Source organism: Nocardia callitridis, from assembly GCF_039543305.1.
In the GTDB taxonomy this organism is placed as follows: Bacteria; Actinomycetota; Actinomycetes; order Mycobacteriales; family Mycobacteriaceae; genus Nocardia; species Nocardia callitridis.
On sequence record NZ_BAABJM010000001.1, the window covers coordinates 484,080 to 507,492 of the forward strand.

Consider the following 23,413-nt stretch of genomic DNA (forward strand, 5'->3'; position numbering starts at 1 on the left):
CTCACTCGCCCTCGCCCTTTCGCAGATCACGCGCCAGCCGGAAACCGGCGAATATTTGTCGGCGAATCGGATGATCCCAGTTGCGGAAGGTGCCACGGCAGGCAACCTGATCGGTACCGAACGAACCACCGCGCAGCACCCGGTAGTCGCCGCCGAAGAACACCTCGGAGTACTCCCGGTACGGGAACGCGTGGAAGCCGGGGTAGGGCTCGAAACCCGAGGCGGTCCACTCCCACACGTCGCCGACGAGCTGATGCACCCCGGTCGCGGACACACCGGCGGGGTAGGCACCCACCTCGGCGGGCTCCAAATGGACCTGGCCGAGATTGGCGGTATCGGTGTCGGGTTCGCGATCGCCCCAAGGGAATCGGCGCGAAACGCCGGTATTCGGGTCGAAGCGTGCCGCCTTCTCCCACTCCGCCTCGGTGGGCAGTCGTTTGCCCGCCCAGTTCGCGTACGCCTGCGCCTCGAACCAGCACACGTGCACCACGGGTTGTCTCGGCCGCAGCGGCGTCATCACCCCGAACACCCGTCGCCACCAGCGCCCCGCCGGATCGCGTTCCCAGAATTGCGGCGCGACCAGGCCCGCTTCCTTCCGGTGCGCCCAACCGCGCTCGGACCACAGTTCCTCGCGTTCGTAGCCGCCGTCGTCGAGGAAGGCCAGGTACTGCTCGTTGGTAACGGGCGCGGCGTCGATCGCGAAGCCAGGCACCGTGACTCGGTGCGCGGGACGCTCGTTGTCGAGCGCCCACGGGTCGGTGGAGGTGCCCATGGTGAATTCGCCGGCGGCGATCACCACCTCGCCGGTCACCGGGGCCGCGACGGTGGGTGCGGCCGCGGCCGAGAGCACAGGCGCGCCGGTGCGCAGCTGGTGGGTGGCGAGCATGGTCTCGTCGTGTTGCTGCTCGTGCTGGGCGATCATCCCGAACGCGAACCCACCCTTGGTCAACGACGAGCCTTCGAATGGCGTGCGCGCCAGGACATCCCAGACCTTCTCGCGCACGGTGGCGACATAACCGCGCGCCTGCGTCGGGTCGAGCAACGGCAGCGTCGGACGGTTGGCTCGCGCGTGTTTGAAGGCGTCGTAGAGCTGGTCGATATCGGCGCGAACCGGCTCGCGGCCGCCGACGTCACGCACCAACCAGAGCTCCTCCTGATTGCCGATGTGCGCGAGGTCCCACACCAGCGGGCTCATCAGCCGGGAATGCTGGGCAACCAGCTCGGCCTCGTCGATGCCGTCGGTGAGCACACCGGTGCGTGCGCGGGAGCGGGTGAGCACGTCGGCGATGTGGTCGCGTAGCCCTTCGGGGTGTTCGGCATGCTGCATGGTCATGGGATTCTCCGAGCCTCATTCGTGGTGATCCTCCGGCGGCGGCGCCGGATCTCGTTCAGTGACTTGGGTTCACGCGACGGCACCGTGCGCCGACCGCCCGTCGTCGCGCTCCTCGGTGGGTGTGCGCCCGTCGCGGCACCGTCGCACCGCCGCCGCGATCTGGGCGGCCGCCTCCTGACTCGCCGCATGCGCGCCCGCCAACTCCAGCAGCGCGACCGCGGCACCGCGTACCTGCGGGTCGGCCAGTCCGCAGCGTGCGGCGACCAGCCAGTGGCCCGCCGTCGATGCGGCGAGCGCGGTCGCTTCCGCCACCACGGCTTCGCTCGACATGAGCGCGTCGAACACGTGGATCGGGACGGTCCACCCGTCGCCGGGCTGCGCGTCGAGGTAGCGCACCTCGAGATGACCGGAGGCGCGGACCGGGGGAAACAGCGTGGTGAGGTGATAGTCCAGGTCGACAAGATCGGGGCGCCTGCCGACCTCGTCGTCCAAGGCACCCGAGAGCCAATCCGCGAAACTGGCACCCGGCGGGGCGGCCCAGTCCGTTTCACCGCGACCATTGCGCAGGCACAGCATGGGGACGTCGAGCGCCCACCTGCTGTATGCGGCGATCGGATCGGCCCAATCCATCACCGGGGGCCTGGTTCGCGCGTGATCCAGGCGCAGCCAGGTGCGCATCCGCTGCGAGGCCCACGCGCCTTCGGGGGCGCCGCGCAGCGTCGGCGAGCAGGCGAACGCCGCGGTGAGCGCAGGGCCGACGGCATACAGCGCCGTCCACCGCGCGACCACCTGCGCCTTGTCGGCCCCGGCGTCGATGCTGACCTGCGCCGCCGCGGTATTGCACATCATCAGCTTGCCGAAGGGGCCGATACCGCCGAAGCACTGCTCCATCGCCCGATAGCGCGGCAGCTGGAGCAGCCGCTCGGGTTCGCGGTCGGTGTCGGCCGCCGCGGGAACGATGTGGATGGCGTGGGTCGCGAGCAGATCGCGTAGTCGGAGAGTGTCGTCACGCAGGCTGGTGGTGAGTTGCGTGGCATCAGCGAAGGGAGCGCTGGAGAGTTCGATTTGGCCACCGGGTTCCAGGGTGACCGTGCTGCCGCCGGGCAGTGGCTGTTGCGGCGAATCGGGAACGAGCGAACGTGGAGTGTGGACTCCGAGGGCATCCGCGAAATCGGTCAGTCGCGGACGCGGGGCGGCCGTTCGGCCTGACGGCGGACACTCCCCGCTGACGGTGAGCCACTCGAGTTCCGCGCCGATCAGCGCCGGTGGCCCGAGCTTGAAACACACGCCGCCGACATAGGCCTCCGCCGCCGCCCGCGAGGAAAAATCGCCTTGTTGGAGCGCACGACCGACCGACTCGCGCTGTTCCAGTGTGACCGCCATGCCAAAACCTCCACTGGTGAACCGAATCGCCGCCGGGTTGCCGGGCTCGCTTCGGATATCGCCGCTGTGCCGAGTGGTGTTGCTGTGCTGTTGGTGCCGAAATGTCGTTCGCGAGTGGTTCGCGCCGTCTCCTCGGGCGGCGCTGCCCCGCTTGGCGTCATTTCAGCGTAGCGAGAACCACCGACAAGAAATCGGCAAGTGAAGCAATTCCACGGACCGGATAGGGTCGCCACCATGCTGGACAACGACCTGATAAGGGCGGATACGCCCGGATGCGCGCGCGATGACGAATCTGTGACGGTCTTCCTCGACAGCGCCGGTTCCTCGCTACCGCCGCGCATCGTCACCGACACCGTCATCGCGCATCTGCTGCGCGAGTCGCAGGTCGGCGGCTACCGCGCCGCGACGGAGCGCCTCGACGACCGGGCGCGGGTGCGCACCGAGATCGCGGCATTGATCAACGCGGCACCGTCCACCCTCGCGCTCAGCGACAGCGCCTCCCGCTCGTGGGCCGATTTCTTCTATTCGGTCCCGCTCAGCGCGGGCGACCGCATCCTGATCAGCGGCTCGGACTACGCGAGCAACGCCATCGCGGCGCTGCAGCGAGCCCGCGCGACGGGGGCGAGCGTGGAACCCATCCCCAGCGACAGCTCCGGCCAGATCGATCTCGAGGCCTTGCGCGCGATGGTCGACGAGCGGGTGAAACTGGTCTCGCTGCTGCACGTCCCCACCAACGGCGGGTTGATCAACCCCGCGCGCGAAGCCACGCAGATCGCGCACTCGGTGGGCGCACTCGTGCTGCTCGACGCGTGCCAGTCCATCGGCCAGATCTCGATCGACGTCACCGAACTCGGTGTCGACGCGCTCTCGGCCACGGGGCGCAAGTGGCTGCGCGGCCCACGCGGCACCGGATTCCTCTATCTGCGTCGGGAATTGGCCGAATCGTTGGAACCGACCCGCCTGGATCTGCACGGTGCGCGGTGGTCGGGTCCTGATCGCTACCAGCTCGCCGAGGACGCGACCCGCTTCGAGTTCTGGGAGCACGACGTGGCGGCGCGCCTCGGACTCGGTGCCGCGGTGCGGTACCTGCTCGATCTCGGACCGCAGAACGTCTTCGACGCGATCGCCGAACGCGCGGCTCACCTGCGGGCCGCCTTACCGAAGCTCCCGCGAGTCACGGTGCGCGACATCGGCACTCGGCACAGCGGGATCGTCTCGTTCACCGTCGACGGCGTCGAGCCGATGGCCGTGCGCGAGCGACTGGCCGAGCAGGGCATCACCGTCACGGTCAGCCACGCCAGTTCTACGCTGCTGGACATGACCGACCGTGGCCTGCCCGCCGTCGTCCGCGCTTCACCGCACTGCTTCGTGAGCTATCCCGAACTGGACCGGTTCGTCGCGGCGGTCGCCGCACTCTGAACGACACGCGTCGGTACTCACCCGCGACAGCACCGCCCCGAAGCATCGGTGAATATCCCGCAATCGCTTGTGTGTAACACCCCGTACACCGGTACTCGGCGGTAATTCCTTCTCGCACAGTGGCGTTCGATACGCGCAGGGGCCGCGTCGGCGCTCGCTCGGGCATCCGCCACGCACCCATCGGCGTGACCAGCGACGATCGGATATCCGCCGGGTTGCGGCACCGGTCGACTACCGATCACACCGCGACGCCGACTACGATTCGACCTCGACCGCAACGCGGGGAGGTCGTCGGCGACGACACCGACCGGCGCGACAACCTCGAGGCGAGGCACGCGGGAAGCTGGTTAACGCCGCGCGACGAGAAACGACAGTGCGACGGAAGAAGTTCAAGGCGGTTCCACACACGACAGTTTGTTTGTGCAGAGGGAGTTGGACGTTGAGCAGATTCACCGACGAGATGTACGCGACCGGTCAGACCTGCGCGCGCGGGTTGATAGCCGGCGAGCCCTCGGCACCTCTGCGCCAGACCTGGATCGAGATCCATCGCCTCGCCCGCAGGATGGCGGGTGGCCTCGCCGAGGCGGGCATCGCGCACGGTGACGCGGTCGGCGTGCTCGCCGGGTTGCCCGTCGACATCGCGCCCGCCTGTCAGGCCATCTGGATGCGCGGCGCCTCGATCACCATGTTGCACCAGCCGACACCGCGCACCGACCTCGCGGTATGGGCCCGCGACACCGAGACCGTGCTGACGATGATCGAGGCGCGTGCGGTGGTGCTCGGCTCGCCGTTCGAGGCGGCGGAGTCGTTGCTGCGCGAACGCGGCATCACCGTGGTGCGCGTCGAGGAATTGGCCGAAGGCGCCGACACCGAGCCGCTGCCGACCGCCGAGGCCGATATCGCGTTGCAGCAGTTGACCTCCGGCTCCACCGGTTCACCGAAAGCCGTTCGGATCACCCACGGCAACCTGTTCACCAACGCCAACGCCATGTTCAACCGGGTGAAGTTCCAGCCAGAACACGACGTGATGGTCAGCTGGTTGCCGCTGTTTCACGACATGGGGATGGTCGGATTCCTCACCGCGCCCATGCAATTCGGTGCGGAAGTGGCGTGCGTGACCCCGATGGACTTCCTCACCCGACCATTGCTGTGGGCCGAACTGATCGACAAGTATCGTGGAACCGTCACCGCGGCACCGAATTTCGCCTACTCCCTACTGGCACGCAGACTACGCCAGGCCGATGACGCGAGCCTCGACCTCAGCAGCGTGCGCTACATGTGGAACGGCGCGGAACCGGTTGATCCGGAAACCATGGAGAAACTCGCGGACGCGGGCGAACGATTCGGCCTCAACCCCGCCGCGCTCACCCCGGTCTACGGAATGGCCGAAACCACACTCGCGGTGTCGCTTCCCGATCCGGGCAAGGGCCAGGTACTCGACATCGTCGACGCCGACCTGCTCGAAGCGATCGGCAAAGCCGTTCCCGCACTGGACGAACACGGTCATCCCGGCAAGATCCGGCGCCTGCCCACCCTCGGCCACCTGGTCGACAATCTCGAAGGCCGAGTGGTCGACGCGGAGCGCCAGCCGCTGGGATCACGCTCGGTCGGTGTCATCGAATTACGCGGTCCCGCAGTGACTTCGGGTTATGTGACGGTCGACGGTTTCCGCCAAGCACAGGACGCCGACGGCTGGTTGGACACCGGCGACATCGGCTACTTCACCGATGAGGGCCTCATCGTGGTGTGCGGGCGAATCAAGGACGTCATCATCATGGGCGGACGCAATATCTACCCCACCGATATCGAACGCGCGGCGACCAGGGTGGTCGGCGTGCGGGCGGGTAACGCGGTCGCGGTCCGACTGGACGCCGGGGACAAACGGGAGAGCTTCGCCGTGGTGGTGGAAAGCGGCAACCATGAGGACCCCGACGAGGTGAAGCGAATCGAACGCGAGATCGTGCACGCGGTGTTCTCCGAGGTAGGCGCGCGTCCGCGCACCGTCGCCGTTCTCGGACCGGGCTCGCTACCGAAGACCTCCTCGGGCAAACTGCGCCGCGCTGCCACCGCCGCGCATCTCCCGCAACGCTGATCCCCGAACAGCGGCAACGGAATTCACGCCCCACCCCGTTACACACTTACTGGATGCGGAACGGACTGGGACGACATTTCCGCGACGCCGGTGACTGGCACAGGCGGAAGACACTCGAGGCGGAGACACTTCATGCGGTGATCACTCCGGTGCGGTGATCACTCCGTGCGATGATCACTCCGTGCGATAGTCACCCCGCGCATGGCCACCCGCGCGATAGTCACCCCGCACAGATAAACTCAGTGCAGCTGGTTCTGCGCTGATTCCAACCCGACACGCAGCCACAACTCCACGGCGTCGGCGGCCTGCTCCACGATCACCGGCACTTCCTTGCGCTCCTGCGTCGCGAACGGCTTGAGCACATAGTCGGCGGGGTCTTGCCGGCCGGGCGGGCGGCCGATGCCGATCCTGGTGCGGACATAGTCCTTGGTGGTCAGCGAACTCGAGATGGACCGCAGCCCATTGTGGCCGCCTTCACCGCCGCCGATCTTGAGTTTGATACTGCCGAAAGGCAAGTCGAGTTCGTCGTGCACCACGATCACCCGGTCCGGTGCGACGGAGAAGAAGCGCGCGAGCGCGGCCACCGGGCGGCCGGACAGATTCATGAACGAACGCGGCTTGGCGAGCAACACCTGACGTCCGTCCAAGCGTGCCTGCAACAGGTCGGCGCCGGACTTCTTGTGCACGGCAAAACGGCCGCCGACGCGCTCAGCGAGCACATCGGCGACCAGAAAACCGACATTGTGCCGGGTGCGCTCGTAGCTCGGACCTGGATTTCCCAGGCCGACCACGAGCACGGGACCGGCAGCGGACTCGGTCATTTATGCACAGATTCCGCGGCGGCGGCCGATTATTCGGACGCCTCGGCCTCGGCCGCATCCTCGGCCTCGTCGTCACTCGACGGGGCGGGCGACTCGATGACGTTCACGATCAAGGTGTCCGCGTCGACGTTCAACGTGACACCGGCGGGCAGGTTCAAGTCACCCGCGGTGATCTGAGTGCCGGCCTCGACGTTCTCCACCGAGACCTCGATGGACTCGGGCAGCTTCAGCGCGTCCGCCTCGATGGAGACGGTGGTGGCGTCCTGGGTGACCAGGGTGCCCGCGGCGGGGTTGCCACTGACGATGACGTTGACGTCGGCGGTGACCTTCTCGCCGCGCTTGATCACCAGCAGGTCGGCGTGCTCGATGTAACGGCGGATCGGGTGCACCACAACGGATTTGGTCAGCGCGAGCTGCTTCTTGCCGTCGATGACGAGGTTGAGCACAGCGTTCGTGCCGTGCTCGCGGAGAATCGCGGCGAAGGCCAGCGCGTCGACCGACAGGTGCTGCGGGTCGGCCTGGTGGCCATAGAGCACCGCGGGAACGTTCCCCGCGCGACGGGTGCGGCGGGCGGCTCCCTTGCCGAACTCGGTGCGTACGGCGGCTTCGAGAACGTTGGCGTCGGACATGACTGGATCTACTCCCTACGGCTGTTCCGGGCTGGTCAACTGGTCGCCAGGGAATCCCCCTGGCTCGGTTGGTCTACTCGTCGGGCGAAGAACGAACGAGGACGGCCGGAAGCCGAGCCGCGTCGATCACGGTGAGCGCAAACTGGTCTGCGGTCACCCTCGCCGAGACAACCCGGAAACCATATCGCAGTGGTTATACGCACTGTGAATCGGGTGTCCGGAGCACGGTCGTGTCGCAGTCGTTTCGCTCCAGTACGCTGGACGGGTTATCGGTTCGTCGTCGGTCGAAAGGGTGTTTCGGTGAGCGCCTCCACAGGTGAGCGCAATGAGGGCTCCTCAGCATCCGCCACACGCGGTCTTCCCGCCGAGGTGGCCAGGAGGCGGACCTTCGCGGTGATCTCCCATCCCGACGCGGGCAAGTCGACGCTCACCGAGGCACTCGCGCTGCACGCGCGGATGATCTCCGAGGCGGGCGCCATCCACGGCAAGGCGGGACGTCGTTCCACCGTGTCGGACTGGATGGAGATGGAGAAGGCGCGCGGGATCTCGGTCAGTTCGACCGCGCTGCAATTCAACTATCGCGCCGAGGGCGCCACCAGCGACAACGTCATCAATCTTGTCGACACCCCCGGCCACTCCGATTTCTCCGAGGACACCTACCGGGTGCTCACCGCCGTCGACGCGGCCGTGATGCTCATCGACGCGGCCAAGGGCCTCGAACCACAGACCTTGAAGCTGTTCCAGGTGTGCCGCCATCGCGGTATCCCGGTCGTCACCGTGATCAACAAGTGGGACCGGCCGGGCCAGGCCCCGCTGGAATTGCTCGACGAGATCAGCGAACGCATCGGCCTCACCCCGACGCCACTGTTCATCCCGGTCGGCATCGCGGGCGATTTCCGCGGCCTGCTGCGTCGCGGCGAGAACGGCGACCCCACCGAATACATCCACTTCACCAGGACAGCGGGCGGCGCGACGATCGCACCCGAGGAGTCCCTGACTCCCGAGCAGGCGCGCGAGCGCGAGGACGAGGCGTGGACGACCGCCGTCGAAGAGAGCGAACTGCTCTCGGCGACCGGTCAGGACCACGATCAGGAAATGTTCCTCGCCGGACAGACCTCCCCGGTGATCTACGCCTCGGCGATGCTGAATTTCGGTGTCCGCCAACTTTTGGAAACCTTGGTCGCGCTGGCCCCCGCGCCAGGACCTCGCCCCGACGTCGGCGGCGCGGAACGCGAAACCACCGATCCGTTCAGCGCGGTGGTGTTCAAGGTGCAGGCGGGCATGGACACCGCCCACCGCGACCGGTTGGCGTTCATGCGGATCGTGTCCGGCGAATTCGAGCGCGGCATGGTGGTGACCCACGCGCAGACCGGTCGGCCGTTCGCCACCAAATACGCGCTCACGGTGTTCGGCCGCGAACGCGCCACCGTCGACACCGCCTACCCCGGCGACGTGGTCGGCCTGGTGAACGCGACAGCGCTGGCGCCAGGCCACACCCTGTTCGTCGACAAGAAGGTGGAGTTCGCGCCGATCCCCTCGTTCGCGCCGGAGCACTTCGCGGTGCTGCGCGCCGAGAGCGCGGGCAAATACAAGCAGTTCCGCAAGGCCATCGACCAGCTCGACTCCGAGGGGGTGGTCCAGGTGTTGCGCAACGACATCCGCGGCGACGCCTCCCCCGTGCTCGCTGCCGTCGGCCCGATGCAGTTCGAAGTGGTCACCGCGCGCATGCGGGCGGAGTTCACGGTGGAGACGAAGATCGAGCACCTCGGCTACACCCTGGCTCGCCGCACCGACCCGGAGTCGGTCGCGGAGTTGGATCGTCAGCGCGGGGTCGAGGTGTTCACCCGCAGCGACGGCGCGTTGCTCGCGTTGTTCAGCGACAAGTGGCGGCTGCAATACATCGAGAAGGAACTGCCGCAGCTGACCCTGGAACCATTGGTCGCCGCGGCCGACTGACCCCCGAAGTCATTCGGGTCGAGCGTCGGGATCCAATCCGGCGTCGGTGTCCAATTCCGCGTCGGTCTCGGTGGGCGCGGCATTGGGTTCGCGTTCGACCGAGGAGAAGGTGCCTTCGTCGTCGGCGAACAACCCCCATTTGCTGGAGGTCAGGCGCAGGCTGGGTAGGTCGCTGAGCGAGAGCACGACCTCGTAGGTGCGTTCGTAACCGGTGTGCGAGATCCGCCAGTGGCCGTCGGCGCACCGCACATAGTGGTCGGTATAGAAGGCGGCGCCGCGCAGCAGCATGTTGTTTCCGGGAATCAGGACGGTGTCGGCCAGATACCAGGTGCCGGTCGCGGTATCGCGGTCGATGTCGATCTCGGGATGCTCGCACCGATGCTCGGTGATGACGTGCGGGCCGAGCGTGTTCTGCATAAAGGCGAGGAACGCTTCGCGGGACTCGAATTGCAGGTACTCGCTGTAGGTGGCGGTGGCCTCGGGGATCATCGTGTCGGCGAACTCGTCCCACGATTTGGTGTCGAGGCTGCGCAGGTACCGGAACTTGAGGCGGCTGATCGCCGCGATGTCGTCGACCGACGAGACCGACGAGGGGGTCGGGCGCGCGTCCGGCGCGGCACTCGGCACCGAAGGCCCGGTGGCCCCCGCGGTCTCCGGCTCGGGCCCCGCACCGTCGGGCCCCGCACCGTCGGAACCCACGACGCCACCCTCGTCCGTCGAGTCGGCAGGCTCGACCGGGTCCGATGCCCCGCTCTCCCGCTGCCGCTCGTCGACACCCGGCTTAGGATCGCCGCGCCCGGTTCCCTGATCCATACCTCAACAATCCCATCCGAAGCCAGCTGTCTTCATGGATTGGGAGATTTGTATCAGATTGCTATCACCAGGTGCGGGAGATCGCACCCAAGATCAACTCGCGGCGATCAATCGTCGATCGGGAAACACGTGCGGCAGAAATCCTGGCCGAATTCGGTGAGCCGGAGACTTTTGCGCACGATCTTCGGCGCCCGGCCCGCCTCCTTCAGCGCCGCCTCGACCACCGGCTGCACCTCGAGCACCATGTAGCGGTTCAGCATCACCGGATCGTCGGAGGTGTGCATCAGGCCGAGTCGATTGAGGTTGATCAGATATGACCGTGCGCGCTCGACGTAGCGCACACTCGCCTGCTCCGGCACCGAGGTGAGATCGCCACGCACCAGAACCGACCCGATTCCCAACGGGCGATTCGTGCGCACATCCACCAGCGGTTGCGGCCCCTCCTGCGCCATGAAACGCAGGATGCGCGCCTCGTCGGCGGAGAGCTGATCGAGGATGTGGTCGTAGGCGGGATGCACGTCCTCGGTGAAATTCACATCCGCCGACCGGCGCAGCAACGCCTTGCCTCGCCGTTGCAGATCGGCGACCGTCACCGACGGCACGTAGGGGGCGCCGTACTGGGCGTGGTTCCCGGTCCCGTTCGAGCCGGGGGCGTAACTGACTATCTCGCGCACCGACCCCTCGGTGACACCCAGCGCACTACGGGCGATGGACCGCAACGCATTTCCGGTCCGCTCGGCGATATCGGCCGAGGACTCCCCCTCCAACGCGGCGGTGGTGATCTCCCTCGTCACCTCGTAGGTGGTGCCGACGGCCCACTGTCCACTGCGCACCACGCTGCCCGCCGCGAGGCCGGCCGCGCGGAAGACGCCGCGAATCATCCTCGCCTCGTTGCTGATCTGCCGCTGTTCGACATCCGAGCTGCGCTCAACGGCGCGGGAACCGGCTCGGGTGATGTCCTTTCCGGCCCTGTCGTCTGCCACGTATTACTCCGATATCGCCAGGTGAAGGGGTCGCCCCATAGATTACTTCCGAAGTCGCCCGACGCACTGGCGAGCAGGACCGGTTTCCCCGCTCACAATAGGGCGCGGCGGGCGCGAGGTGCTACTTTGGGGGCCCGGTGGGGCGACGATCACCGTGTGTCGGCAGGAGGTGTCGTGTTAGAGAGTGGTTTCGGAATCCACCCCACCATTCTGCTGGAATTGCTGACCATACCCCTTTTCACAGGCATTATCGGGTATATCACCAACTGGACCGGCATCCTCATGCTGTTTCGTCCCATCGCCTTCCACGGCATCCGCATGCCGGGTCTGCGCACGGTATACCCGTTCCTGCCCAGGCGAATTCAGGTCTTGCCGCTGCTGAGCTACGACGGCAGGATCGGCTGGCAGGGCATCGTCCCCTCCCGCGCGGACAAGATGGCGAGCATCGCCGTCGACAAGGGCCTTTCCAAGCTCGGTAGCGTCAGCGACTTCTATCGCGAACTGGAACCGGAGAAGCTCGCCGAGCACCTTGCCAGCATCGCCGACGCACAGATCAGAGACATCGTCGAAGACATTCTGCGCCGCGACCATCCGCAACTCTGGTACAACCTGCCCGCCCAGGTGCGCGAGATGGTGCACGCGCGGGTGCGCCAGCAGTTGCCCGAGATCCTGCACGAACTCACCCAGGAACTCGGCGACAACATCGAACAGCTGCTCGACGTGAAGCAGATGATGATCCGCTACTTCCAGGCTCGTCCGCACCTGCTGAACACACTGTTCCAGACCCTCGGCGCCAAGGAACTGCGGTTCATGCAGAACTTCGGTTTCTACTTCGGTGCGCCGATGGGCGTCGTCCTGGTCGCCATCCTGCACCTGACCGGCCTGTCCACCCTCCTCGTGCTGCCGCTGGGCGGGATCGCCATCGGCTGGGTGGTGAACTGGGTCGGACTCAATATGATCTTCGCGCCCGCATACCCCAAGTGGTGGTGCCCGTGGCGGCAGGGTCTGCTCATCAAACGCCAGTCCGAAATCACCGACGGCTACGCCGAATTGGTCTCCCGCGAGGTGATCACACTCGCCAATATCGGTGACGAGTTGCTCAACGGACCGCGCTCGGACCGCACGATGCAGATACTGGAAGACACCCTGCGTCCCGCCGCCGACCGCGCGTTCGGTCCGGCACGCTCGGCGGTGAAGTTCGTGCTCGGCAGCCGCGAATACGACTCGTTGCAGGACACTTTCACCAACGAGGCGATGACGATCGCACCGATCGCCTTCGCCGACCCCGAGTTCAACGCGCGCCAGGGCAGGCGGATCCACAACTACATCGCCAAACAGATGTCCGCGCTGCGGCCCCCGGATCTGGTCGAAATGCTACGCGCGGCAATCAAACAGGACGAGTGGCTTCTTTTTCTGCATGGCGGCGTATTGGGATTGTTCGCCGGATACGCTCATATCCTGATCTTCGGAACGGGAGTAGCGACGACATGGCTGTAGTGGAATCCGGTCCCGGTGACGACGGCGAAACCTCCGCCGAAGCGGTAGCCGACGCGACGGTGGCCCGGCGGCCGGACGCACAGGTGGTGCGCGCGAAGCGGGTTCCCGCTCCGCTGGCCACGGTGCGGGCGGCGAGCGGGGTGGCGCGGGTCGCGTGGAGCGCGGTCTCGGAGGTGACCTCGTGGAGTGTCGGCACCGCCGTCGAGGTGACCTCCACCGTGGTGCAACGCAGCATCGAAGGCACGCCCCCGCGAGAAGTGCTGGCGGAGGCCGAAACCGAGGTGCGCGCCGCGCTGCGTCGTGCGCTCGGCATGCCGGTGCCGCGCACCACGGATACCGAGGCCGCGCCGGGAACGCTGCGGGAGCGTGGCGCCGCGCTGCTTCGCATGTCGGCGAGCAGCGCGCACGACGACGATCAGGACCATCCCGCCTTCGCTGGCATGCTCGCCGAACTGACCCCCGACGAGGCGCGGATCCTGCGGTTCCTGCACCTGGACGGCCCGCAACCGTCGATCGATATTCGTACCGGTCGCCCGCGGGCCCTGGGGTCCGAACGGCTCGGCGCCATGCTCACCATGATCGGCGAGCACGCCGGATTGCGATTCCCGAACCGGATCCAGCAGTACCTCACCAACCTGCGCAGGCTCGGGCTGATCGAGCACACCCGCGAACCGGTCGGCAACCCGAACCGGTATCAGGTGCTGGAGGCGCAGAGCTCCGTGCGAGAGGTGTTGAAGCGCTCGGGATTCGGCACCAAGGTGATCTATCGCAGTGTCGTACTCACCGGCTTCGGCGCCGAGTTCGTGCTGCGGTGCCTTTCGGTCGCCCTCGATGCCGAGGACGGCCGCGCGGCGGGCAGCAGCTAGACCTCCTCGGCCAACTCCAGCCACCGCAGCTCGGCGGTCTCCTTCTCCGCGAGTACCTGTTTGAGTTCCGCGCCGAGGCTCACCAGCTTGTCCGGTTCGGTGGCGGCGTCGGCGAGCGCGGTGTGCAGGCGTTGCTCGCGGTCGGTGAGCTTGTCGACAGTGCGCTCGAGCCGCGACAGTTCCTTACGCGCCGCGCGGTGGGCGGCGGCGTCGGTCGGCGGCTTGGCGTCGGATTTCCTGGCGTCGGATTTCCTGGCTTCCGTTGCGGTAGCGCCGCTTCGGGCCGCGCGCTGACGCAGGTATTCCTCGATGCCACCGGGCAGGTTGGTGAGCTTGCCGTCACCGAACAGCGCCCAGGTCGAGTCGCAGACTCGCTCGATCAGGTAGCGATCGTGACTGATCACCACCATCGTGCCCGCCCAGTTGTCGAGCAGATCCTCCAGCTGCTGGAGGGTGTCGATATCCAGGTCGTTGGTCGGCTCGTCGAGCAGCAACACATTCGGCTCGTCCATCAGGATGCGCGTGAGTTGCAGGCGTCTGCGCTCACCACCGGAGAGGTCACCGACGGGGGTGCGCTGGCGCGCGGGGGTGAAGCCGAGACGCTCGGCGAGCTGCCCCGCCGATATTTCCTTGTCCCCGAGCATGATTCGCTGCGCCACCTGCTGAACCGCTTCCAGCACACGCAGATCGGTCGGTAGATCATCGAGCTCCTGGCGCAGCCAGCCGATCCGCACGGTTTGGCCCTGAATGCGTTTACCCGCAGCGGGTTCGACGGCACCGGCGAGTGTGCGCAGCAGAGTGGTCTTGCCCGAACCGTTCACCCCGACCAGGCCGACGCGCTCGCCGGGCGCGAGCCGCCAGGTGAGATCGTGCACCAATTCCCGATCGTCCGGGGTGGTGAGCGTGGTGTCTTCCAGCTCGATCACCACCCGCCCCAGGCGTTTTCGCGCGAAAGCGGCCAACGAGACGCTGTCGCGCGGTGGCGGCACATCGGAGATCAGCGCTTCGGCCGCCTCCACGCGGTACTTCGGTTTCGAGCTACGCGCCTGCGGACCGCGCCGCAACCAGGCCAATTCCTTGCGCGCGAGGTTGCGCCTGCGCGCCTCGCTGGCGTCGGACTGCCTGGCGCGCTCGGCACGGGCGAAGATCCAGTCGCCGTAACCGCCCTCGTAGTTCTCGACCTTGCCGCCGACCACTTCCCAGGTGTTGGTGGCCACGGTGTCGAGGAACCAGCGATCGTGCGTGACCACCACCAACGAGCTGCGCCGACGCAGCAGATGCTCGGCCAGCCACTGCACCCCTTCGACATCGAGGTGGTTGGTCGGCTCGTCGAGCACCAAAAGGTCCAGCTCGCGAACCAGGGCGGCGGCGAGCGCGACCCTGCGGCGTTCCCCACCGGACAGGTTGTCGACCTCGGCATCCAAGCCGAGGTCGGCGATGCCGATGCCTTCCAGCACCGACCGGATACGCGGGTTGGCGGCCCACTCGTACTCGGCGACACCGTCGAGCGCGCCGTCTTCCACCGATCCGTCCTCGATCAACCCCGCGAGCACGACGGAGCCCACCGTCGCACCCTCCGGCAGTACCCCGCGCTGGGTGACGACCGCCAGCCGCAGCCCACCGACCCTGCTGACCCGCCCGCTGTCGGGCGGTTCCAGCCCGGTGAGCACTTCGAGCAGGGTGGTCTTACCCCCACCGTTGAGACCGACGACCCCGATCCGTTCCCCGGCGTGCACGCCGAGCGACACGGTGTCCAGCAGTGGCTTGATCCCGAAACTCTTGGAGACCTGTTCGAGGTTGATCAGGTTGGACATGAATCCTTCCGCATCCTCCGCCGACCAGTCCGGCCCGCGCTAACCCACCCAGCCTACTGACCCGCGAACAAGCCCCCACCAGCCTCTCCCCCGGACGGGACCGAGGTCACCGGGCTCCCCCCGCACACCACCCCGCACTCCTCGGCCCAGCAACGCGCCCACCACGGGCACGCACCACCGGCACATCATCGCGCACCAGTCGAACTATCCCGAAAAACAAGCTGAGCAGCACAAACGGAACAATTGCCCGGCCAATCGCCGCGCATCCGCAGTGACCTCGCACGACCGCGAGCTGTAGCGGCGCACTTACCCTTCGTGCTGGTGACGGCCGGACGACTGCCGCACGGCAGGAGACTCGGCGTGCGCGGTGAACTCGGCGGTGTGCACCGTGCCGCCGTGCGAGAAGTCGAGGTAGAGGCGGTACGCGGCGGGGCCGGGGGCCTGCGCGTGGAAGGCGACTTCGGGACCGGCGGGCGTGCTGCCGACCGCACCTTCGGGGTGAACGTGCAGGTAGGCGAGGTCGTCGACGCGTAGCGCGACCAAGTGCGCGTAGGCGCCGAGATAGGGGCTCAGGTCGGTGACGGGTGCGCCGTCACGGCTGACGGTGAAGGTGAGCTCACTACCCGCCGTACTCAGGTCGCCGACGAGCGAAACCTGGTATCCGTCCACCGTCGCGGTCCGCGAGGGCGCCGGAATCGGTTGCGGCGTGGCGGTTCCCGCCACTTCGACGGTCCGGCTGAGCACGAGTTCGCCGGGGTTTTCCGTCACCGAGTCCGGCGCGAAGTCCGCGTAGACCCGGTAGGTACCCGGCTGCGCCCACGTCCAGTCGAGCGACCAGGTGCCCTCGGCGTCCATCGTGGGGTGCACGTGCCGGAATTCGGTGGTGTCGGTGCGCACGACGATCAGGTGCAGCTGCTTGTCGTGCAGGGTGTCGAATCGGGTGACGGGCTCGCCGCCCGGCCCGGTGATTCGGAATTGCATGCGGCCCAGCTGGTTCGGTGCGCTCGGCGCGGTCAGGTCGGCGAGGGTGTAGCCGGACTCGGACTGCGCGAGCCCGTGGTGCGCGTCACCCATCGAGGGCATCGCGGTGTCTGGTGCGCGCTCACCGTGGTCGCCCACCAGGGTGCCGATGCCGAGTGCCACCCCGAACAGGACGACCAGTGCCCCACCGAACGCGAGGAACCTGAGCCGGTCTCGCATCAGGCAGTAACCTCGTAGCCCGCTTCGTCGACGGCGGCGGTGACGGCGGAATCGTCGATCGGCGCGGTGCTGTCGACCTTGACCGCGCCGCTGTCGAGATCCACCTCGACGCCGGTGACCCCGTCGATCTTGCCGATTTCCTCCTTGACCGCGCTGACGCAGTGTCCGCAGGTCATCCCGGTGACGGTGTAGGTGCTGGAGGGCATGTCGACTCCTTCGGCTGTGCTGGTCACGCTGCGCTCGAATACTGGCCGGGGGTATACCCCAGCCACCCGAAAGATACCCCCTACCGGTACATGAACGCAAGCTATGGGAGCTCGAGCCGTGCAGGAACCCGACAGAGGCGAACTCGATTGCGGCACAGTCACACCGAGTACTACCAGACAGACAGGTCCCCGTCGGACCGCAACGTCATCGGCCCGACGAACCCTGGCCCGCCGCAGGAAAGGGGATCGCCAGCCGGACGCATCGATTGTCGAGCATCACCGTCGATGGGAATTACCTCGCACCCGATCCATCGCCGCGTCACCGACCCCTTGGCGAGCGATCCGCGTGCTCGAACGATCGGACCGTTCCGGTTGCCACGCACGCTACGACCCTCGACCGAATGTAAACAACAGCCGAAAGGCTGGTCGTGAGCGCAGCGACCGACGCCACCACCGGATAGGCTGGGCAACCGTGCTGTCAGTTGTGCCGAGCCCGATTACCGTGCGTGCGCCGTCGAAGGTGAACCTCTTTCTCGGCGTCGGCGATCTACGCCAGGACGGCTACCACGACCTGACCACGGTTTTCCAAGCCCTTTCGCTCGGCGACGACGTCTCGATCACCCCATCGACCTCGCTGTCTGTGCGCGTGAGCGGCGAAAGCGCCGCCGACGTACCCACCGACCGCACCAACCTGGTGTGGCAGGCGGCGGTCGCGATGGCGCATCGGGCGGGTAGGGCGCCGCTGGTGGAGATCGCCATCGCCAAAGGCATCCCCGTCGCGGGCGGCATGGCCGGTGGCAGCGCGGACGCCGCGGCGGCCCTGGTCGGCCTGAATGTATTGTGGGAGCTCGGACTCAGCAGAGATGAGCTCGCCGCGGTGGGCGCCGAACTCGGCAGCGATGTGCCTTTCGCGCTGCACGGCGGCACCGCACTCGGCACCGGTCGCGGCGAAAAACTCCTTCCGGTGTTGTCCCGCAGCACCTTTCATTGGGTACTCGCCTTGGCCAAGGGTGGTTTGTCGACGCCGGGAGTGTACGGCGAACTCGATCGACTGCGGGAAAACGGCACACCGCCGCGCCTGGAGGAACCCCAGGAACTGTTGCAGGCCTTGGCTTCCGGCGACCCTGAGCTGCTCGCGCCGTTACTCGGCAACGATCTTCAGGCGGCGGCGGTGTCGTTGCGACCCGAACTGCGGCGCACGTTGCGCGCCGGGGTGACCGCGGGCGCATTGGCGGGATTGGTCTCCGGTTCCGGGCCTACGTGCGCGTTCCTTTGCGCGAGTGCGGAATCGGCGGTTTCCGTTGCTGCGGAGTTGGCGGGCGCCGGGGTGTGTCGGAGCGTGCGTACGGCCAGTGGGCCGGTGCCTGGGGCCAGAATCCTCGGTGGTGGTGACGGACCGGCGCCGGTGCCGCCGGACGAGCGGGCCTGAGGGGTCGCTGGGTGAGTTGTGGGGATGGTGTCGGCGCGGGCGCGGAACGCGAGGAACGCGGGTGAGGGACAGAGAACCGGGCAAGGGGCGAGGCGCTTGGGCATCTAGGTGCTTGGGTGGGTTTTGCTGGGGTGGTGAGGGTTTCACGGTCACGCAGGGGGCGTGAACTCGCCAGAACCAGTACGCGGTCGAAATGGTGCGCGAAGGTCTACTGGCAGCTTTACCGCCATCTCGGGGTCGGTCGGCGACGGGTTATTCCTGGGCGGCCAGTCGGACGTAAGCGGCAGTGTCCAGGGTCTCACCTCTGGCGGTAGGCGAGATATCCGCGGCCAGGAGTTTACGTTCGGCTTCGGCGGGAGTGCCCGCCCAGGAAGCCAACGCCGCGCGGAGGGTTTTGCGGCGTTGAGCGAAGGCGGCGTCGACGACGGCGAAGACGCGGCGGCGGTGTTCGGCGTCCGTCGGCCACGGCGGGTCGACGTAACGGTCGATGCGGACGAGACCGGAATCGACGCGGGGTGCCGGCCAGAACACCTGGGTGCCGACGGCGCCCGCGCGGCGGACGGTGCCGAAGAAACCCGCCTTCACGCTGGGCACGCCATAGACACGTCCGCCCGGCGAGGCAGCGAGGCGGTCGGCGACCTCAGCCTGCACCATCACCAAAGCGACTGTGATGCTGGGGAATTCCGCCATCAGATGCAGCAGCACCGGCACCGCGACGTTGTAGGGCAGATTCGCCACCAACGCGGTGGGGCGCAGCGGCAGGTCCGCCGAACCCACCCGCAGCGCATCGGCTTCGACCACCCGCAGCTGGTCTGCCAACTCCGGCGCACGCCGCTCGACGGTCGACGGAAGTTGTCGCGCCAGAACGGGATCGATCTCGACGGCAACCACGGAGTCGACCACGTCCAGCAGCGCGAGCGTCAATGACCCAAGGCCGGGACCCACCTCGAGCACGGTATCGCTACGCCCGACTCCCGCCGCCGCGACGATCCGGCGGACGGTGTTCGCGTCGTGCACGAAGTTCTGGCCGAGCTGCTTGGTCGGGCGCACACCGAGTCGCTGAGCCAGGTCCCGCACTTCGGCGGGCCCGAGGAGAGCGGCACTGCCGCGCGCGGCGACTTCCGGTTCGGACACCAGGAGAACCTACCAACACCACCGCGGGCCAGCTGGCAGCGCTCAGCTGAGGCCGAGCTGGCTGGTGCACGCGGGCCATGCACCCCACCCTTGGCGTTGCCGGGTGACCTCGGCGATGGCGATCTGCTCCTCGCGAGTGGCGAGGTCGGCGCGCTCCGCGTACTTCAGCCCGCCCTGGCGCTCCCACGTGTTCTGGTCGAACTGGATACCGCCGAAGAAACCGTTGCCGTTGTTGATCGACCAGTTGCCGGTCGATTCGCACTTGGCCAACGCGTCCCAGGTCGACCCTTCCCGCACCTCGGGCACCTCGGTGCCGGGTTTGGCACCCTTGCGCACCTTCTTGGGGACCGCGTTCACCTTCACGGTCGAGTCGACCTGCTGTCGGTCGACTTCCTCGCCGTTGACCATGGTGACCGCGTAGGTGACGTCCTGGACGCCGGGAGTCCCCTCGGTCTCCACCACGGTGCGGCTCATGTTCAGCTCGGGGTCCTCGACGACCTCTTCGGGCGGGTCGAGCGGTGCCTCCTCGACGCGGTTCTCGGTCCGCTTACGCGTGACCGTGATGCTCAGGTTTTCGGTGAGCGGCGTCGACGCGGCAGGTTCCACGGTGTCCTGCTGGATCAGGGGGATGCCCGCGACCTCGAGGAATTCGCCGACCGTCGGAGCGGCCAGCCGCACATCGACCGGCGAGCCGATGCCGTCGAGCAACTTCACATTGCGCGGGCTCGCGATCTTCAGCGTGCCACCGACAAGCGGCAGCGGCTGGTCGCGTGCGGGCGAGACGTAGGCCTCCTTGGGGATCTGCAACTGCTGCAACGCTTCCCCCGCGGTCTCGCCGGTGGTCCACACCTTCTGCGTCATGCCGTCGACGGACAGTTCGACCTCGCGCGCCCGATTCAGCGTGACGGTGCCGCCATCGGCGACCGACGCACTCGGATCCGGGGAGACCCGATCCCGGTCTCCGACGGGGTATCCGGCGGACTTCAACACGCCATCCACGTCGACCGACATCGTGGTCTGCGACAGCTCTTCGCCGTCGATGACGACGGTCACCGTCTTGTGGTGCACGATCGCCATGCTGGCGCCTGCGATCAGAGTGACCAGCAGCGCACCGACCGCGATGTAGAGCATCGGCGATCGTGACTGGTTGACCCTCACGATGGGTGACGAGAAAGCGGACATTATCACGGCACGATAACGAACAGATCCGAGGCCGACAACCGCTGGAGGCGTACCTGGGCGCTTTCTCTATCACGAATTGATATAGATACCGCTGGTTGATCACAAAACACGCCGACGTCAGTGAGGTGTGTCACATAGCCGTATATGGGTTCCCCACCTTGGGAAGTCGCGCGGGATCGAAATTCAGATCCCGTATACCCGGCGCGCGTTCGCGGTGGTGATCTTCGCCAACTCCTCGGGATCCTCCTCGCGCAACGCGGCGAGCGCGCGCACGGTGTAGGGCAGGCAATACGGCTCGTTCGGTGCACCGCGGAACGGGTGCGGTGTCAGGTACGGCGCATCGGTCTCGACCAGGATCTGCTCGCGCGGCACCAGTTTCGCCGCCTCGTGCAGCTCACGCGCGTTCTTGAAACTCACTGTCCCGGAGAAGCTGAGGATGTAGCCCTCCGCGACGCACGACAGCGCCATGGTGGCATCGGAGGAGAAGCAGTGGAAGATCACCGTTTTCGGCGCACCCTCGTCCAACAGCACGGTCAGCAGGTCGTGATCGGCTTCCCGGTTGTGGATCATCAGCGGCTTGTCGAGTCGCTTGGCCAGGTCGATATGCCAACGGAAGCCCTCGATCTGGGTTTCGACCTCCGCACATCCCTCTAGCTTGCCCGGCCAGTAGTAATCCAGGCCGGTCTCGCCGACGGCCACCACGCGCGAGTCCGCAGCGAGGCGCTCCAGTTCGATCTTCGCGGCCTCGTCGAGGGCATTGGCGCGCGTGGGATGCAAGGCCACCGCCGCGTACACCCGTTGGTCCCAGTGCGCCGCGCGCACCGCCCACTGGGCGGCGGCCTGGTCGTCGGCCACCGTCACCACCTGGCCGACCCCCACCGACGCGGCACGATCGAGGACGACGGCGGTCGAGGCGGCATCGGTCGCCCCGCAGGCGTCGAGGTGGGTGTGCGCATCGATGATCGGCGCGAGCGGCTCGGGCAGATCGGGCGCCTCGCGCTTGCCGCTCACCGGAAACGCCTGACGGGGATATTCGGGTGAAAGTCGAAAAGCACGCGCATTACAGTAGACGCACCATGAGCGAAGCTGAGCGTCCCGCCTTCTACCTGACCACGGCCATCGCCTACCCGAACGGCGTGCCGCATATCGGCCATGCCTACGAGTACATCTCGGCCGACACCCTCGCGCGCTTCAAGCGCCTCGACGGCTACGACGTGTTCTTCATGACCGGCACCGACGAGCACGGCCAGAAGGTGCAGCAGACCGCCGCCGCCGAGGGTATCCCCGTCGAGGAATTGGCCGCGCGCAACTCCGATGTCTTCGAAGCGCTCGACCGTGCCCTCGACGTCTCCTTCGACCGGTTCATCCGCACCACCGACGCCGACCACAAGGCCGCAAGCGTCGCGCTCTGGGAACGGATGCACGCCAACGGCGATATCTACCTCGGTAACTACTCCGGCTGGTACTCGGTGCGCGACGAAGCGTTCTACACCGAGGAGGAGACGACGCTGCTCGAGGACGGCAGCCGCATCTCCACCGAGACCAACACCCCGGTCACCTGGACCGAGGAGTCGAACTTCTTCTTCAAACTTTCGGCCTACCAGGACAAGCTGCTCGCCCTCTACGAGGACCACCCCGAGTTCATCGCCCCCGCGACGCGGCGCAACGAGATCGTGAGCTACGTCAAGGCCGGGCTGAAGGATCTCTCGATCTCACGCACCACCTTCGACTGGGGTGTTCCCGTCCCCGGCCACCCCGATCACGTGATGTACGTGTGGGTGGACGCGCTCACCAACTACCTCACCGGCGCGGGCTTCCCGGACACCGAATCGGCTGCTTTCCAACGATTTTGGCCCGCCGACGTGCACATCATCGGCAAAGACATCACCCGTTTCCACACGGTGTACTGGCCCGCGTTCCTGCTCTCGGCGGGTATCGAGTTGCCGAAACGCGTGTTCGTGCACGGGTTCTTGTACAACAAGGGCGAGAAGATGTCGAAGTCGGTCGGCAATGTCGTTGACCCGATCGCGCTCATCGACGCCTACGGTCTCGACGCGCTGCGCTTCTTCCTGCTGCGCGAGATCTCCTACGGCCAGGACGGCAATTACAGCCACGAGGCGATCGTGGGCAGGATCAACAGCGACCTGGCCAACGAGTTCGGCAACCTGGTGCAGCGCAGCACCAAGATGGTGGTGCGCGACTGCGGCGGTGTCGTGCCGACCCCCGGCGAGTTCACCGAGGAAGACCGTGCGCTGCTCGACCTCGCGAACGGGCTGCTCGAACGCTGCCGCGCCGAATTCGACGTGCAGCACATCCATCTCGCGCTCGAGGCCATCTGGCTCACGCTCGGCGAGACCAACAGGTACTTCTCCGCGCAGGCGCCGTGGGCGCTGGCCAAGTCCGGCACCGAGGCGGATCTGGCGCGCGAGGCGACGGTGCTGTATGTGACGCTCGAGGTGCTGCGGATCGTCGCGATCCTGGTGCAGCCGGTGATGCCGGGTTCGGCGAGCAAGATTCTCGACCAACTCGGCCAGCAGGCACGAACATTCGCGGATATCGCGACGCCCATTGTGCCCGGCGTAACACTGCCGGCACCGGAACCGGTGTACCCCAAGTACATCGAGCCGAAGAACTGACCGGTCGCCGCTCGACTCCT

General features: G+C 66.9%; 19 protein-coding genes. 7 read left to right on the top strand and 12 right to left on the bottom strand.

Translation table 11 applies throughout. From position 1 onward, the window contains the following. Position 1: 1 nt before the first annotated feature. Positions 2 to 1,333, bottom strand: a complete 1,332-nt coding sequence (gene egtB / locus ABEA50_RS02240; protein WP_345493293.1) for an ergothioneine biosynthesis protein EgtB — start codon at positions 1,331 to 1,333, stop codon at positions 2 to 4. Between the two features lie 69 nt (positions 1,334 to 1,402). Beyond that, positions 1,403 to 2,716, bottom strand: a complete 1,314-nt coding sequence (egtA, locus tag ABEA50_RS02245) for an ergothioneine biosynthesis glutamate--cysteine ligase EgtA (protein WP_345493294.1) — start codon at positions 2,714 to 2,716, stop codon at positions 1,403 to 1,405. A 234-nt stretch (positions 2,717 to 2,950) separates the two neighbouring features. On the opposite strand from egtA, the gene ABEA50_RS02250 reads away from it, so the two are divergent. Next, positions 2,951 to 4,135, top strand: a complete 1,185-nt coding sequence (locus ABEA50_RS02250; protein ID WP_345493295.1) for an aminotransferase class V-fold PLP-dependent enzyme — start codon at positions 2,951 to 2,953, stop codon at positions 4,133 to 4,135. A 439-nt stretch (positions 4,136 to 4,574) separates the two neighbouring features. After that, positions 4,575 to 6,227, top strand: a complete 1,653-nt coding sequence (locus ABEA50_RS02255) for a fatty acyl-AMP ligase (RefSeq protein WP_345493296.1) — start codon at positions 4,575 to 4,577, stop codon at positions 6,225 to 6,227. 239 nt (positions 6,228 to 6,466) lie between these two features. Here ABEA50_RS02255 and pth read toward each other — a convergent pair whose 3' ends face one another. After that, on the bottom strand, positions 6,467 to 7,048 hold the full coding sequence (gene pth / locus ABEA50_RS02260) for an aminoacyl-tRNA hydrolase (RefSeq protein ID WP_345493297.1): 582 nt from the start codon (positions 7,046 to 7,048) through the stop codon (positions 6,467 to 6,469). A 29-nt stretch (positions 7,049 to 7,077) separates the two neighbouring features. Further along, positions 7,078 to 7,677: a 50S ribosomal protein L25/general stress protein Ctc gene (locus tag ABEA50_RS02265; protein WP_345493298.1), complete on the bottom strand. Its 600-nt coding sequence runs from the start codon at positions 7,675 to 7,677 to the stop codon at positions 7,078 to 7,080. Positions 7,678 to 8,046: 369 nt separating this feature from the next. Here ABEA50_RS02265 and ABEA50_RS02270 point away from each other — a divergent pair, with 369 nt between their 5' ends. After that, positions 8,047 to 9,633: a peptide chain release factor 3 gene (locus ABEA50_RS02270; RefSeq protein ID WP_425577560.1), complete on the top strand. Its 1,587-nt coding sequence runs from the start codon at positions 8,047 to 8,049 to the stop codon at positions 9,631 to 9,633. Between the two features lie 9 nt (positions 9,634 to 9,642). Here the strand turns inward: ABEA50_RS02270 and ABEA50_RS02275 are convergent, their stop codons facing one another. Next, complete coding sequence (locus tag ABEA50_RS02275; RefSeq protein WP_345494615.1) at positions 9,643 to 10,200, bottom strand: nuclear transport factor 2 family protein; 558 nt, start codon at positions 10,198 to 10,200, stop codon at positions 9,643 to 9,645. Between the two features lie 353 nt (positions 10,201 to 10,553). Next, positions 10,554 to 11,429 (bottom strand): Abi-alpha family protein, encoded by an 876-nt coding sequence (locus tag ABEA50_RS02280; protein ID WP_345493300.1) that lies wholly within the window; start codon positions 11,427 to 11,429, stop codon positions 10,554 to 10,556. Between the two features lie 174 nt (positions 11,430 to 11,603). Here ABEA50_RS02280 and ABEA50_RS02285 point away from each other — a divergent pair, with 174 nt between their 5' ends. Both ABEA50_RS02285 and ABEA50_RS02290 read left to right on the top strand, forming a co-directional pair. After that, the gene (locus ABEA50_RS02285) at positions 11,604 to 12,926 is read left to right on the top strand and encodes a hypothetical protein (RefSeq protein ID WP_345493301.1); all 1,323 of its coding nucleotides are present in this window, start codon (positions 11,604 to 11,606) and stop codon (positions 12,924 to 12,926) included. Continuing rightward, the gene (locus ABEA50_RS02290) at positions 12,917 to 13,792 is read left to right on the top strand and encodes an Abi-alpha family protein (protein WP_345493303.1); all 876 of its coding nucleotides are present in this window, start codon (positions 12,917 to 12,919) and stop codon (positions 13,790 to 13,792) included. The genes ABEA50_RS02285 and ABEA50_RS02290 overlap by 10 nt, the downstream gene beginning before the upstream one ends. On the opposite strand, the gene ABEA50_RS02295 is transcribed toward ABEA50_RS02290, so the two are convergent. The 3 genes from ABEA50_RS02295 to ABEA50_RS02305 all read right to left on the bottom strand — a co-directional run bounded on the left by ABEA50_RS02295 (position 13,789) and on the right by ABEA50_RS02305 (position 17,012). Continuing rightward, positions 13,789 to 15,606, bottom strand: coding sequence for an ABC-F family ATP-binding cassette domain-containing protein (locus tag ABEA50_RS02295; protein WP_345493304.1), 1,818 nt, complete (start codon positions 15,604 to 15,606; stop codon positions 13,789 to 13,791). The genes ABEA50_RS02290 and ABEA50_RS02295 overlap by 4 nt on opposite strands. A 306-nt stretch (positions 15,607 to 15,912) precedes the next feature. Then, positions 15,913 to 16,806, bottom strand: a complete 894-nt coding sequence (locus ABEA50_RS02300) for a hypothetical protein (protein ID WP_345493305.1) — start codon at positions 16,804 to 16,806, stop codon at positions 15,913 to 15,915. Continuing rightward, positions 16,806 to 17,012, bottom strand: coding sequence for a heavy-metal-associated domain-containing protein (locus tag ABEA50_RS02305; RefSeq protein ID WP_345493306.1), 207 nt, complete (start codon positions 17,010 to 17,012; stop codon positions 16,806 to 16,808). Before ABEA50_RS02305 ends, ABEA50_RS02300 begins: the two co-directional genes overlap by 1 nt. Positions 17,013 to 17,484: 472 nt before the next feature. Here ABEA50_RS02305 and ABEA50_RS02310 point away from each other — a divergent pair, with 472 nt between their 5' ends. Continuing rightward, positions 17,485 to 18,441: a 4-(cytidine 5'-diphospho)-2-C-methyl-D-erythritol kinase gene (locus tag ABEA50_RS02310; protein WP_345493307.1), complete on the top strand. Its 957-nt coding sequence runs from the start codon at positions 17,485 to 17,487 to the stop codon at positions 18,439 to 18,441. 252 nt (positions 18,442 to 18,693) lie between these two features. Here the strand turns inward: ABEA50_RS02310 and rsmA are convergent, their stop codons facing one another. The 3 genes from rsmA to ABEA50_RS02325 all read right to left on the bottom strand — a co-directional run bounded on the left by rsmA (position 18,694) and on the right by ABEA50_RS02325 (position 21,768). Next, complete coding sequence (gene rsmA / locus ABEA50_RS02315; RefSeq protein ID WP_345493308.1) at positions 18,694 to 19,575, bottom strand: 16S rRNA (adenine(1518)-N(6)/adenine(1519)-N(6))-dimethyltransferase RsmA; 882 nt, start codon at positions 19,573 to 19,575, stop codon at positions 18,694 to 18,696. Positions 19,576 to 19,617: 42 nt separating this feature from the next. Then, a complete protein-coding gene (locus ABEA50_RS02320; RefSeq protein ID WP_425577506.1) occupies positions 19,618 to 20,706 on the bottom strand; it encodes a transglycosylase family protein in 1,089 nt (362 codons plus the stop codon). A gap of 234 nt (positions 20,707 to 20,940) precedes the next feature. Then, the gene (locus ABEA50_RS02325) at positions 20,941 to 21,768 is read right to left on the bottom strand and encodes a TatD family hydrolase (RefSeq protein ID WP_345493311.1); all 828 of its coding nucleotides are present in this window, start codon (positions 21,766 to 21,768) and stop codon (positions 20,941 to 20,943) included. Between the two features lie 26 nt (positions 21,769 to 21,794). On the opposite strand from ABEA50_RS02325, the gene metG reads away from it, so the two are divergent. Further along, entirely contained in the window at positions 21,795 to 23,393 is a 1,599-nt protein-coding gene (metG, locus tag ABEA50_RS02330; protein ID WP_345493312.1) for a methionine--tRNA ligase, read from the top strand. The last annotated feature ends 20 nt before the right edge of the window (positions 23,394 to 23,413 follow it).